12 protein-coding genes and 3 pseudogenes are annotated in these 14,213 nt (G+C 35.3%); 14 read left to right on the top strand and 1 reads right to left on the bottom strand.

Annotated features, from left to right (window positions below; all coding sequences use genetic code 11):
• Positions 1-865: nucleotide sugar dehydrogenase (locus tag ACJAT7_RS14525; RefSeq protein WP_415227519.1), on the bottom strand; the 865-nt coding region annotated here is incomplete at its 3' end.
• Positions 866-1,921: 1,056 nt separating this feature from the next.
• Between ACJAT7_RS14525 and ACJAT7_RS14520 the strand changes: the two genes are divergently transcribed.
• From ACJAT7_RS14520 to ACJAT7_RS14455, 14 genes and pseudogenes are all read left to right on the top strand, one after another.
• On the top strand, positions 1,922-3,190 hold the full coding sequence (locus ACJAT7_RS14520) for an O-antigen ligase family protein (RefSeq protein WP_415227518.1): 1,269 nt from the start codon (positions 1,922-1,924) through the stop codon (positions 3,188-3,190).
• 5 nt (positions 3,191-3,195) lie between these two features.
• Positions 3,196-4,623, top strand: a complete 1,428-nt coding sequence (locus ACJAT7_RS14515; protein ID WP_415227517.1) for a lipopolysaccharide biosynthesis protein — start codon at positions 3,196-3,198, stop codon at positions 4,621-4,623.
• 36 nt (positions 4,624-4,659) lie between these two features.
• Positions 4,660-5,700 carry a nitroreductase family protein gene (locus ACJAT7_RS14510; protein WP_415227516.1) on the top strand — a complete coding sequence of 347 codons (1,041 nt, stop codon included), beginning with the start codon at positions 4,660-4,662 and terminating at the stop codon, positions 5,698-5,700.
• A gap of 47 nt (positions 5,701-5,747) precedes the next feature.
• Positions 5,748-6,857: a polysaccharide pyruvyl transferase family protein gene (locus ACJAT7_RS14505; RefSeq protein ID WP_415227515.1), complete on the top strand. Its 1,110-nt coding sequence runs from the start codon at positions 5,748-5,750 to the stop codon at positions 6,855-6,857.
• 151 nt (positions 6,858-7,008) lie between these two features.
• Positions 7,009-7,542 carry a serine O-acetyltransferase gene (locus ACJAT7_RS14500; RefSeq protein WP_415227514.1) on the top strand — a complete coding sequence of 178 codons (534 nt, stop codon included), beginning with the start codon at positions 7,009-7,011 and terminating at the stop codon, positions 7,540-7,542.
• A 292-nt stretch (positions 7,543-7,834) separates the two neighbouring features.
• A pseudogene (locus ACJAT7_RS14495) lies at positions 7,835-8,183 on the top strand (ISAs1 family transposase); the annotation flags it as partial.
• Positions 8,152-8,448: pseudogene (locus tag ACJAT7_RS14490) on the top strand (IS3 family transposase); the annotation flags it as partial. The pseudogenes ACJAT7_RS14495 and ACJAT7_RS14490, both read left to right, overlap by 32 nt.
• Before the next feature lie 542 nt (positions 8,449-8,990).
• Entirely contained in the window at positions 8,991-10,007 is a 1,017-nt protein-coding gene (locus tag ACJAT7_RS14485) for a glycosyltransferase (RefSeq protein WP_415227513.1), read from the top strand.
• The gene (locus tag ACJAT7_RS14480; protein ID WP_415227512.1) at positions 10,004-10,246 is read left to right on the top strand and encodes a hypothetical protein; all 243 of its coding nucleotides are present in this window, start codon (positions 10,004-10,006) and stop codon (positions 10,244-10,246) included. Before ACJAT7_RS14485 ends, ACJAT7_RS14480 begins: the two co-directional genes overlap by 4 nt.
• Positions 10,247-10,321: 75 nt before the next feature.
• Positions 10,322-11,350, top strand: coding sequence for a glycosyltransferase family 4 protein (locus ACJAT7_RS14475; protein WP_415227511.1), 1,029 nt, complete (start codon positions 10,322-10,324; stop codon positions 11,348-11,350).
• 3 nt (positions 11,351-11,353) lie between these two features.
• Positions 11,354-11,818: a hypothetical protein gene (locus tag ACJAT7_RS14470; RefSeq protein WP_415227510.1), complete on the top strand. Its 465-nt coding sequence runs from the start codon at positions 11,354-11,356 to the stop codon at positions 11,816-11,818.
• The gene (locus tag ACJAT7_RS14465; RefSeq protein WP_415227509.1) at positions 11,815-12,294 is read left to right on the top strand and encodes a glycosyltransferase; all 480 of its coding nucleotides are present in this window, start codon (positions 11,815-11,817) and stop codon (positions 12,292-12,294) included. The genes ACJAT7_RS14470 and ACJAT7_RS14465 overlap by 4 nt, the downstream gene beginning before the upstream one ends.
• A gap of 154 nt (positions 12,295-12,448) precedes the next feature.
• Positions 12,449-13,370: pseudogene (locus tag ACJAT7_RS14460) on the top strand (IS3 family transposase).
• Positions 13,371-13,448: 78 nt separating this feature from the next.
• Positions 13,449-14,213: sugar phosphate nucleotidyltransferase (locus tag ACJAT7_RS14455; protein WP_415227508.1), on the top strand; the 765-nt coding region annotated here is incomplete at its 3' end.

The raw sequence follows: 14,213 nt of genomic DNA, 5'->3' as shown, positions 1-14,213 counted from the left end.
TAGCGATAAAGTCTTTACGTGTGGTATTAGCGTCCACAATGGCACTAATAATATTATTAGGCACATCGTTAAAATTAGCACGCAGCTGCTTGGTATCTTTAGGCAAGCAATATCCACCATAGCCGAAAGAGGGGTTGTTGTAGTGACCACCAATGCGAGGATCTAATGAAACCCCTTTAATAATCTGACCGCTGTCTAATTCATGGCTTTCGGCATAAGAATCAAGTTCATTAAAATATGAAACTCGCATGGCTAGGTAGGTATTAGAAAATAACTTAACTGCTTCAGCTTCGGTCGAATTGGTTAGCAGTACCTCAACGTCTTTTTTGATAGCACCTTGCTTTAAAAGATTAGCAAAAGTTTTAGCGCGTTCAGACCGTTCGCCAACAATAATACGAGAAGGGTGCAGGTTGTCGTATAACGCTTTGCCTTCGCGTAAAAACTCAGGCGAGAAAATTATATTGTCACAACCCAGTTCTTGCTTAAGGTTCGTTGTAAAGCCCACCGGTACAGTAGATTTAATAATTATCACAGCGCTAGGGTTAATCGCTATAACATCTTTAATCACAGACTCGACTGAAGATGTATTAAAGAAGTTCTTTTCACTATCGTAATCGGTTGGCGTCGCAATGATGACAAAGTCCGCATCTTTGTAAGCTTCTTCTTTATTAAGGGTCGCTTTTAAGTCAAGTACTTTGTTTTTTAGAAAGTGCTCAATCTCAGTATCTTGAATAGGGGATTGACGATTATTAAGCATCTCGACTTTTTCAGCAACTAAATCCAAAGTTACAACTGTATTGTGTTGCGCAAGTAAAATAGCATTTGATAAACCGACGTAGCCAGTCCCTGCAATAGCGATTTTCATTAAATATAGTCCCTGAAATTGGATGTAGGCATCATTAAATATTGAATTATCAGCGAAGAATAAGGTTGAGAGACTTAAAAGTCTATCATTGTGTTTGATACAGCTTGTAACTTTAAGTAAGTTTTAGTTCTTTTATGTTTATTTTTTAACGTAATTAACGTAGAGTGCCCTCCATCATATATGACGTTCGGAAATAGATATTTTACCAAATGTTAAGCAGGATCGATGGAGCATTAAGTAGTCCGCCAGGAGGGGTAATCTTGACGAAAATCATTTTTTTGGGGGTGCCGAGAAATTTTTAAGATGGTTCCCATCGTCCAGAGTGCTTAAAGTATGTCTAATTATGATGTTCAACTGTTATCAGAATTACTGGTGATGACAAAGTGTTTAAAGTAATGCCAGATGCATCGTATTTATATTAGACCCGTTGAAGCGAGTCAGCTTATAACTGACTCCTTTTTGCAGGCAAGTTTAAAATATCATCTGTTTACCTGTGAATCTAACAGGGCATGGCGGGTTTAATAACAAATGAAATTGAACATAGCTTTAAAGTCTTTCGTCTAAGTTATGTTGGTTCACCAATATTTGCCTCTATATCGTCATTGGGTATCAATGTGATTGATAAAATTACAAGGGCTGTGTGCCATTCTTAAAGATTGTAATAGCATCTTAATATTAATGTTTAGGTGGTTGGTGATCGCTTATGCGAAAGGCAAGCAGTAAATTAGTAGAAGGGTTGGGTAAATTACGGGGCGTAAATTTTATTGCAACTAACCGAGATTAACAATTCTAAAATGGCTAAGCTGTTAGTTGAAAGTATTATTCAATTAGCCAATATAGAAACGCACTTATAAAAATTAATGTGTTGATGTTGGTTTATCATAAGATATTTAAAGTAGTGGCGCGGGTCGGTTTGAAAAAAAAATCGTGACTTGCAAGCTATGGAGTTGTTTAAATGAATTTCTATAGTGTTAAAGTTGGTTGGCAGGTAAAGCTGGTGCTGGTTTATTCAGTACGGTGCTGTTACTCCAGCATCATTTTAGGCACGGTCTAAAAATGAAAAATTCTGAAGATATAAATAAACCATCTTATTTAAAAGTTGTTATTTTTTGCTTGGTTATTTTTGAAACGGATGGTCTCATAACAAAATTAATAGGCTTTGACACTGTTTTAGGTGCTTGGCTATTCTCATTTCTGATGATTTGTTTTCTTTTCTTGTCTATATTGCAAATGGCGAAAGAAAAAAAATTTTATGAAATCAAGAGTTTTTACTATCCAATCATCGCGTTTTTTATTTTTTTTGCAGTGTCATTTATTTCAGGTAATTTCATTTTTGTGAAACCACTAAAGGATTGGCTACCTTCTCTTTATGCTTTTATTCCAATATTTATTTTTTACTTTCTGTACTTTTTTAAGTACACCAGTAAAGAAGTTGTTTGGTCGTTCATATGTGTTGCAATATTAATATCTACTTTACTTATAGTAGATAGAATCAGTAATTTTGCATTCTTAGATGATTATCAAAGGCGCTCCGCTTTTTTTTCACTAGATATAAGGCGAATTGTTCTCCTTAAGAATGAGGTTATTTTTGGTTTTGTTACAGTTGTAAGTCTTTTGATAATTGGTAATAGGAGTACTAATGAAAAAAAAATATTAATAATTATTGCTGCTTTATTGTTTTTGGTTCAAGCATTTGTTATGGAAAGTCGCATGGGTTTCATTGCTATGGGAGTCGGAACTCTTACAATTATGTATATTAAAGGACTGACCAAGCAAGTATTTAGATGGTATGTGGTGGGGTTTTTAGGTGTTGTGCTTGTATTTCCAATTGTTTTCTCTAAACATATCGAAGGCTTGTCAAATATGTCACTTCATGACTCATCAAGTAATATCTCTATTCGCTTTGAAACAGTCTCACATTTTTATGATACATATATTCAGAGCGGTGGGATGGGTATAGGCTCGATGTCTTCAAATGGTTCAGTAAATAATATACTAAACTCTGAGGAGCATAATAATATTGTAGATGCGGGAGCTATTTCTTCATTATTTCAATTTGGGCCTTTTGGATTATTAATATGGATAGTGTTTACTTTTAAATCTATCCAAGCGTGTCTTCAATACTACAGAAAAACCAATAACACAGACCCGTATTCCGCTGCGACATTTGCTTTTATATTGTCATTTACTCTTTCGCCATTGCCTCTTAGTTTTTTTACTGCTTCCTGGTGTATAAGCGTTGGTGGGGTGTTGCTTTACCTGATGTGGTTTTTTCAAACTGAAATGATGAATAATTCAAAAATTGATAGTCAAATTCGGACATGACACATATGTCGTCAAATTTCATTAAAAACACAAGTAAACTTTTAGCTGGAAATGCGTTTGGGCAAATAATTGGAATTATTGCGATTCCGATTATTACTAGACTTTACAGTGTTGAAGTCTATGGTGAATTTTCATCCTTACTTGCAATAAGTCTTATTCTCGCGACATTCACTACGCTTAGCTTGCACTTGGCTATTTTAATACCTAAAAGCGAAGAAGAAGCCATTAAGATATTTAGATTGTGTCTCTCGCTTACTTATGTTTTTTGCTTCTTTATTAGTGTTGCGCTCTATTTCTTTAATGAATATGTAGTTTCTTTGTTAAATATTAAGTCTAACACTAAAATTGTCTTTGCGATTCCACTGCTAGTTTTATCACAAAGTCTTTATATCAGCTTTACGTACTTAGGTGTACGCGTTAAGATTTTTGGTGAAATTAGTACTTCGAAAGTATTGGAAACTATATCTGATAGAGGTATTGCTATTTTAAGTGGCTTTGGTAATTTCGCTTTTGTTGGTAATTTGATTTTAGCGAGAGTGGCTGCAAATGTGTTTGCTATTTTATATTTATTCCCCATATTAAAGCGTTATAAAAGTCGGAAAAAAACAACTATCTCCAATGGTTTTATTTTTACTAAATATAAGCGTTATTTGCAGTACAATACCCCATCAATGCTACTAATTAACAGTATGTTACAGCTCCCCGTTATTATTATTGCAGCTTATTTTTCGTCTATTGCTGCTGGATTATTCGCCATCGCTAATAGATTAGTTAACATACCAGTGTCAGCACTTGGTGGCGCTATATCTCAAACATTTATGCAAAAAATTGCCGAAGATAAAGCTAATGACGATATGGGCAAGGTAAAGGAAAATACAGATATATTTTTTATCACATTAGTAGCCTTTTTATTAATTCCATTTTCTGTGTTGTCGGTGGTCGGTGATTCTCTGTTTGTTATTGTCTTAGGAGCGAAGTGGGCTGATGCTGGTGTCTTGGCGAGCTTCTTATCATATTTTGCTATGACCACTCTGCTGGTGCAATCTTTTGGTGGTTTATTCGATGTGATGAATAAACAAAATATTCGCTTAATCTTCCATATTTTTAATTTTATCATTCGAATTGGTACGTTAATTCTCTGTATCTACGTAGACTACGATTTAGCTAAAACAGTGCTTATATATGCTGTAGTTTCGATATTTATGAACGTTATCGCTATGGGGTTATTATTAGGGAGTGTCCAACAAGTACAATCGCTTATATCTGCACTTACCAATAATGTCATGCCACTTACTTTTTTCCATGTGTTGGCTGCAATTATTATGTCGTATTTTGAAAGTATTCTGCTAACTTATTCTTTAATAGCTATACTCGCTACTTCATGGTTTTTTATTATTGGCGGAATGGAAAAAATAAAACAGTTTAGGAAATAATACCTAACTGATCTGTTAACTTATAGGAGTTAAATTTTGTCATTTAAAAGTAATTTAAAACGGACTTTATTGAAATATCCTTTAATCTGGGGAATATATTTTCGTACTAAGGCTGAAATCTTACGTGTCGTTAAACTACGCTACTATTTGTATGATATATCTCAAAACTATAAAGCCATGCATTGGGCTGTGGGTCATACGAAAAGATCAAGTATTAGCTCAGAGCTGTTATTTCAATATCATAAATTAGAAAAAGGCTTGGTAATGCCGGGGCCCAAAAGGCTTTTTGGCTTAGCGCCAGCTCGCGCGACAATGATACTAATAAGTAAGTGGCAGCGTATAGAAGTCGTTAACGAGAAAGATTCTATTTACCGTGGTGCAATTGGCACACTTCAAAGTTACTACGATCGTATAGTTAGCTACAAACTCGATGATGATAATGTTATTACTGATGAGTTAAAAAACTTTTTAGCTAACTATGATTGTGAAAGAAGCGCATTTAATACACCTTGCGGAATACTATCGCTAGATATAACTGAAACCTATTACAGTGAACAATTTTCATTGTTAATGAATGCACGTCGCAGTGTTAGAACTTTCTCAGATGAACCAGTCGCTAGTGATGTACTTGAAAATGTAGTGCGTATAAGTCAATTATCACCATCAGTATGTAATAGACAACCAGTGAGAGTTACCATAGTTAGTGATCCGTTATTAAAAAAAAGATTATTATCTCATCAAAACGGTAATTCAGGGTTCGGGCATTTAGCGCCACATATAGCGGTAATATCTACTGATGCTAGCTGTTTTTTTGGCGCATCAGAGCGACATGAACCTTATATCGATGGTGGCTTATTTTCTATGAGTTTTATTTTAGCTTTGAAATCTCACAATGTAAGCTCTTGCTGTTTGAATTGGTGCGTAAAACCTAAGACAGATAAATCAGCTCATAAACTGTTAGCATTAGATCCTTCGCTACGCATTATTATGTTAATTGCTATAGGTTATGCGCCAGAAGAAACGCTTGTACCTAGATCGCCTCGTCGTGATTTAAATGATGTTTTACGTATAGTTTGAAACAAATGAGAAACTGTTATTTATAAATTAAATATTTTAGAGGGTATATGAACAATATTGGCATTGTTAATTTCCATTACTCAAACCATAATTATGGTGCTGTGTTGCAGGCGGTAGCTTTACATAGTTATGTGAATAAAGAGTTAGGTTATAATTCAGAGCACATTAACTTTATGCCTATAGGCGTTAAAGTAAAGTGGCAAGCTAAGTTAAAAAGCCAAGTTAAAGCTATTTTGATGGATTTAGGTTTAAAGGAAAAAAAAATAACTCATAACTCTTTTGTTAATCCCGAAATATTTCAAGAATTTAGAGATCAGTGGCTGCCAACAAGTGCTAAAACCTTCTATACTTTTGATGAACTTAGCCAAGAAAATTTATCTTATAGCCATGTTGTTGTGGGTAGTGATCAAGTATGGCGACCGTCATATACCGGTAACGATTCGTTAGTTTATTTTTTAGCCTTTTTAAATAAAGGCGTGAAGAAGATCTCTTATGCGGCCAGTTTTGGTAATGATTTTTGGGAACTGAATCCTGACGATACCGCTAAAATAGCCAGTGAAATAAAATCGTTTGATGCTATTTCTGTGAGAGAAAAATCCGGCGTTGATATTTGTAAAAACACCTTTGAAGTCAGTGCCGAGCATGTATTAGATCCAACCTTACTAGTCGGTCGTGGTTTATTTGATGACATTATTGGTGATAAGTCAGTAAATGATGCTGCCGATATTGTTTACTACAAGTTAGATATTAATAGTGATTTTGAAGTCTTTATTAACGATGTGTCGGCAAGCTTAAAATTTACTGAGAAGAATATATATTATTCCTCAAAAGGACGTTCTCATTACTACAGTCCGGTTGATAGTTGGTTACGTAATATTAAAGAAAGTAAATTAGTGATCACCGACTCATTTCATTGTGTTTGTTTTGCCATTTTATTTGAAGTGCCATTTGTATATTACCCTAATGACAACAGAGGTTTAACTCGTTTAGAAAGCTTGCTTTCATTATTAGACCTAACACATCATATTTATTGTGGTGATGTTGAGCCTGTAGAGTTAACGAAAAAGTTAATGAACATAGATTATGTACAGGTAAATAAAAAACTGGCGGAGCTTAGAAATTCATCCGCTAAGTTTTTGGCTGACGCATTAGTGTAATGTTCGAATTCACCAAGGGCTATATATACCGATGCAAGGTACTAAAACTATAACTACATGTATGACGTGGTCTAATTGATTCTACCAAGCCAGTTAAGTGATAATAACTTAACTGGATAATAAAATTATATTAAATTTTAAAAGGGTAATTATGAGTAATAAATTTCTGAAAACCATGTCATTTTTTGATGACTTATCAATGTACAAAAGGGAAAAAATATTTGCACAAGGTTTTTGGGCGTTACAGATATATAGATTTGGACATATCCGTTATAAGTTCAGTACTAAAATCATCCGTTATCCGTTGGGAATCGTACACATATTACTAAATAAAATATCAGAGATCCTATTTGGTATCACAATCGGTGTCGAAGCAAAAATTGGTAAAAGGCTAGTTATCGAACACTTTGGAGCAATAGTCATTCATGGTAAAACGGTGATCGGGGATGATTGCATTATTAGACAAGGCGTCACAATCGGAAATAAGACAATGAATAACCCACATGACGCCCCTACTCTAGGTAACAATGTAAATGTTGGCGCTGGTGCCAAAATACTTGGAAAAGTAATTATTGGAAATAATGTCGATATTGGAGCAAATGCGGTGGTAATTAATGATGTACCTGATAACTATATTGCCGTAGGAGTTCCTGCTAAACTAATCAATAAATCCACAATGGTATAGAAAATGAGGGTTTTATTAACGGGCTAGCCTAATTCTGGAAAAGGGAATGTGACTCGCTAGTCAGTTCTACAAGTATAATGCTTAATAAAAATTTTTCGTTTTGTTATCGACTGCCCTTTAACAAACCTGAAGCAAGATAGTAAATAGTGGTCGCAGCCTTAAATTTCGGAATAGGTTTCACTTCAGCTCCCATATTTACAGATAGCTATAAATGGTGGCCGAGGAATTGTCGTGTATTGTGGTTTGTTGAAAAGGTGGGTAGTCCAGCATTTAAGGTTGATCTTAATACAGGCAGTCAGTTATCCATATGGACAATGTCTTTGCAACAGCTAATGGCGGTTGTCTAGCTCAGTTGAATGTGAAAATAAATGAAATAACAGAAATTCCTAAGTTACTGGAAATATTAAATATAGCGGGTTGCTCGTTAACTATTGATGCAATGGCTTGCCAAAAGCAAATAGCTCAAAAAATAGTTGATAAAAGCGCTAGCAGTGAAAGGTAATCAAGGTAAATTACATCGTGCATTTAAAGATGATTACGATCCAAAATTGTTACAAGCATTTGATGGTGATAGCCATCTTAGTTATGATAAATCACACAGTCGATTAGAAAGGTGTGCAGTACGTCAGCAAAGCCTATCTCCGCCTTATGAAGACACATTACTTTGTTGGCAGTATGATTAAAAAATGGTGTTGTTGGGACAATGCTGTAGCAGAAAGCTTCTTTGGAAGCCTAATACAAGAGCGGGTGCATTGGCGCAATTACTCAACACGATTTAACGCCCAACAAGATATCTTGAATTACATGTCTATGTGGTACAACAGCCATAGACTTCACTCGTACTTGGATCATCAAAGCCTTAATAACTTTGAACAACAAAATAATGAATTACAAAAAGTAGCTTAACTGGAGTGGTTGTTTTAGGTTGACCACGTTACACGTTGCGATTTAATCAACAAGGGTTTATCAGTATTAGATGATTTAGAGTTTGATTGGCCAGCGTAAAAAACGATGGGCAATTGATGTTTGTTTAAGAAAAGATGCTTGCAGAGTTAGAGCATAGGCTTTTCGAGGATTAGGCCGGTTTGTTTGAACCTTTTAAAGCAAGAAAATGAATTTAAAGGTGGCACTATACGTAAGAGAATGAAGAGCACAATGGATACAAACTACTTGATTAAAGTACTTGGAGGCCTTTGATATCATTGTTCTTTATGCGATGTTCGCGATTACTTAGACCATTAAGGCTAAGGGAATTAATACAGATTTATTTGGAATAACCAAATATGTGTTAGAAACTCCAGCGGTTTCCGAAAAACGTTAGCCGACTATTTGAAATTATTAGAGAAACGTGAAGTTATGATAAGCGAATTACTAGAAAGAAAAATGCCGGTATGGGAATCTAAAGTATATACATCTGTAGTTAAATTATTACAAAGCGCAGAAGGCTCTTGAGTTTAAAAGTTAGCATTATTATTAAAGCCTTGAATGAGGAACGTAATATTGCAAAAGCAATTGAGTCCTCACTTCTTGTGATTTCAGAAATTGAAAGTGGCGAAGTTATTTTAGCTGATTCACTTTCAGTAGATAAAACTGTTGAGATAGCATCTAAATATCCAATAAAGATTGTACAGTTAACCGATCAATCTGATAGGTCCTGTGGGATTGGTGCGCAACTAGGGTTTCAAGTTGCGGAGGGAGAATATATATATATTCTTGATGCTGATATGGAGTTTGAAAGTGGCTTCATTCATGACGCTGTTGCTCTGCTGGAAGCGAACTCTAGAATTGCTGGGGTAGCTGGCATTGTAAAAGAAATGAATTTAGATAGCCTAGAGTTTAAGAAAAGATCAGAAAAAAAACATGCTAATCTTAGATCGGGAAGTGTAAATAGCTTAGATATGGGAGGTCTGTATCGGAAAGAAGCTCTTGTTGACGTTGGTTATTTTACAAATAGAAACTTAAATTCTTATGAGGAATTTGAATTAGGTTCACGACTAAAAACAGCAGGTTGGAAACTGTTAAGAATAGATCGGCCGAGTGTCAAACATTATGGTCATACCATGGAGGCTTTTAAACTTTTATTAAAAAGATGGCAGTCTGGTTATATATTTGGGATTGGTGAGCTGTTACGTTCAGCCTATCGTCAGCCTCACTTTTTTTTCATCCTTAAAAATATGAAGCAATTGAAATTATATGTTACTTACATAATATGGTGGTTTGTTATGACATTATCATTAATAACAGCAATCACTAATGGCTGGGGTTTTTTGATATCTAGTATGCTATTTTTAACACCATTTGTTGGTATGATTATTAAGAAAAAAAGTTTTTATTCGGGTATATATTCTGTTATTGCATCTAATTTAAACGCAATGGGATTATGTGCTGGGATATTTAAAAGACAGCGATTAGCTCCTTCAAGCGTAGTCAACTTTACTGTTGTCAAAGATTTTAAAAATCAATGAACCTGAAAAATTTATTTATGCCTTTATTAGTGAATGTAGTAACATTATTTGATTTGCTCATTGTTGAGTTTTTAGGAGTCTGGTTATTAATCCTACTATTAACTTCTATTAAGAAAAAGAGTGTCAAATATGCTGCTGTTTCAGTTGTGACGTGGCATATCACATTCTTTGTGACACTTCTTTTCATCTTTAAAAAATCTGTTAATCCAAATTTGATTTTAAAAGGGAAAATAATTTAATCTGGTAGCTCTCATTATTGATGGCTTTTAATAAAAACCACATCATTTAATTACTTATTATTTAAATTAAAAATTATGCATATTATAACATTAGGTACAGTTCAAAAAGGTGGTATAGATTCTGTGATCCAAGGCTATATCGATAATGGGTTATTTGATAACAAAAAACATACAAGGATAGGGTCACATGAAGGTAAAAGTAAGTGGCATGATTTGTATCTTTTTATTACCGCGACTTTCAAATTAATCTATTTGTGTTTAAAAGACAAACAGGTCATTTTGCATTGTCATATGTCTTACAAAGGAAGTTTTTTTAGAAAGTTATTTTTTGTAGTCATTGCAAAAGTATTTAAACATAAAACCATTATTCATCTGCATGGCTCTGAATTCAAAGATTATTACGTAGCAAGTAGTGACTTTAAAAAGACACTTATTCTTTGGCTGATTAATAGTGTTGATGAATTTGTGGTGTTATCTGATAGCTGGCAAGAGTTTATTGATAGAATAGCAGTTAGAAAAGTCATGGTAATTAATAACTATGTTGATATTGAAAAATATGATGTCGCTAGAATACCCGGACAAATCCTTTTTTTAGGCGCCTTTATTAAAAGAAAGGGCATTTATGACCTTATTCATGCCCTCAAGCAGATTAGTAGTGATTGCCATTTACATTTATGTGGTGCTGGTGAAGATGAAGCAGTGCAAAAGTTAATCGATGAATTGTCTTTAAATGACTCAGTTACTAACCACGGTTGGGTTAATGCTAAACAAAAGACCCAGTTATTGAGCGAATGTAGTGTCTTTATTTTACCTTCGTATAATGAAGGGCTACCTATGGTTATTATTGAAGCAATGGCTTGTGAGATACCGATTATTTCAACTCCTGTTGGTGGAATTCCTGAGGTGATTATTGAAGGTGAAACCGGTTATTTGGTTGACCCCGGTGATATCGGATCGATTAGTACTAAATTGAGTGCCGTACTTGATAATAACAGTGATAGTCAGGTTACTGATAAAGCTAAGGAATATTACAACGCTCACTTTTCTTCTAAAAAAATATTACCTAAGTGGGAAGCTTTATATTCCCGTATTTTAATCGATTAATTTATGATTGGTAAAAAAATGTTAAAAAATAAGGTGTTAGCGTTATCTTCTCCCGGTGGGCATTGGGTGCAATTGTGTCGGTTAATTCCTGCCTTTAAAGCCTCTGACGTTGTCTATGCGTGTACTTATAATAAAGCGTCAGAATTATCTGACGATGATGGTTATTATGTTATTGGTGATATTAGTAGAGATTCAATACATCGATTTTTTTCAGTTACTGCTGGTATAGTTAAAATTTTAAAGAAAGAAAAACCAACAGTTATTATAACCACAGGCGCATTGCCCGGTTTAATTACTATTTTTTTAGGTAGACTGTTCGGTATTAAAACTATTTGGTTAGACAGTATCGCTAATTCAGAAAAAATTTCTATGTCGGGAGTGATAGCTTCTTATCTAGCGCATAACTGTTTTACCCAATGGGAAAGTTTAGCGGGTGAACGCATTAAGTTCATTGGGCGGGTAATATGATTTTAGTGACAGTAGGTACACAAATTCCCTTTGACCGACTTATTACCTTAGTTGATGACTGGGTGAGCAAGTCTGGTACTAAGCAAGACGTAGTTGCTCAAATTGGCAGTTCAGAGTATACCTCTAAAAACATGACTATCTTTCAATCAGTAGAGCCAGAGCAATTTGAAAAATATATAAGTGATTGTGACTTTATTATTTCACATGCAGGTATGGGCTCTATTTTAACTGCATTGCGGGTGAAAAAACCGATTGTTATATTTCCTCGTAAAGCTGCTTTAGGCGAGCATAGAAACGATCATCAGTCAGCGACAGTCATCTCTTTTGCAAATACGGATGGTGTGTATGTGGTTCATAATAAAGAAGAGTTATTTGATTTACTTTCGAACAGTTCCAGTTTAGGTGGTGGTGTTCTAAAAGATTCGGATAACTATAAATTATTACTTTCAAATATGGCGAAATTATTAGACCATTAGTAACCCGTAGTTTCAGTATCATATTAATGGATATTCTATCTCTAGCTCAACCAATAGCCTGAATCGCCCCTGGTTCACTAGACATTCTGTAACTATATAATGAGTTAACAGAGGAGGTCACTATGGCCTTGAACGATACAACGAAGAATTCAAGATAGCAGCAGTTAAGCAAGTAACCTAAGGCAGTTATTCATAGTCGATGTTCCTAAGCGTTTAGGGATAACAACTAAAATAAAAGAACGACGCCTACGATACGCTGTTCGAACGCTCTGTCGTGCATTATAAGTTCACCCGAGTGGCTTTTATGCCTGGCTAGCAAACACGTTAAGTCACCGTGCAAAAGAAGACGAACACTTACTAGGATTTAACAATCAATACTTGCTAGAAAGTGGTTGTGTTTATGGCTATCGAAAGGTCTATAAAGACTTACGAACCGCAGGTGATCAATGAGGTAAGAATCATATCGCCTGATTCGGACCGAAGGACTTCAAGCTCAGAGAGGCTATAAGAGAAAAATAACTACGGAGGTGGAGATTTATAGACCGTTGCACCGAATCTACTTAATCGTGAATTTAATGTTGAAAAGCCAAATACTGTTTGGGTGAAGGATATTACTTATATTCGTACATGAGAAGGCTGCCTTTTTTCTTGCTGTAATCATTGATCTATTTTCATGACAAGTAATTGGTTGGTCTATGGGATGTCGTATTAATACAGACCTAGTACTTAATGCGATAACAATAGCATGCTGGCGAAAAAAGCCAAAGGGAGAGGTTGTTGTTCATTCAGACCAGAGAAGTCAATACACCCGTTATGATTGGCAGAGCATTCTTAAAGCGAACAATTTAGTCGTTAGTATGAGTTTTAGAGGGAATTGTCATGATAATGCATGCGTAGAAAGTTTCTTTGCATTACTAAAAAGAGAACGTATTCGTCGTAAAATTTATCGCAGCAGAGAGAAAGGTAAAGCCAATGTATTTAATTATATTGAGTTGTTCTATAATCCTACTTGCCGTCATGGAAATAATAATGACTTGTCGCCAATGGAATATGAAAAGAACTACTTCTTGAAATAAAGCTGTGTCTAGAATACTAGGTATGATTCAGGTCGTTTTATCTTGTATAAAAATTAGTTTACGTTTTAGGGAAATGAAATGTTAGTACCCGTTATTATGGCCGGTGGTTCCGGTACTCGCTTATGGCCGTTATCTCGTACGGCTTTTCCAAAACAGTTTATTGCTCTTACTTCTAGCTTAACGATGTTGCAAGAAACCGCTGCGCGCATTAATGGTTTGTCAGGCTCTGCGCCGATGGTTATTTGTAATGAAGAGCATCGTTTTTTGGTGGCTGAGCAGATGCGTCAACAAAACCTTCATCCATCTATTTTACTTGAGCCTGTGGGTCGCAATACCGCCCCCGCAATTGCTTTGGCTGCTATTAAAGCGGTTGCGGATGCTAAGGCTAGTTCTTCTCAAGAAGTACCTGTGCTTTTGGTTTTAGCCGCGGATCATGTGATTGAAAATGTAGAAGCGTTTCAGCAATGCGTTAAAACGTTATTGCCAGAAGTGCAAGCGGGCAAGTTTGGTACCTTGGGTATTGTGCCAACGGAAGCCGCTACGGGTTATGGCTACATTAAAGCTGATGGTGCCAATACAACAAAAACAGTCAGTGAGTTTGTAGAAAAACCGGATGCCGAAACAGCGGCTAAGTATGTGTCGGATGGTTATTTGTGGAATAGTGGCATGTTTTTGATTCGTGCTGATCGCTATTTAGATGAGCTTAAAAATTGTCGGGCTGATATTTATGATGCCTGTGTTAAGTCTATGGTGAATACGCAGCACGATTTAGATTTTGTACGCATCGATAAAGAAGCGTTTGAAGCTTGCCCTGATGAATCTGTCGATTATGCGGTGATGGAG

This window comes from Psychromonas sp. (assembly GCF_047632995.1).
Classification (GTDB): domain Bacteria; phylum Pseudomonadota; class Gammaproteobacteria; order Enterobacterales; family Psychromonadaceae; genus Psychromonas.
The sequence above is the reverse complement of the archived record's forward strand: the minus strand, read 5'-3'. Positions and strand labels throughout refer to the sequence as shown.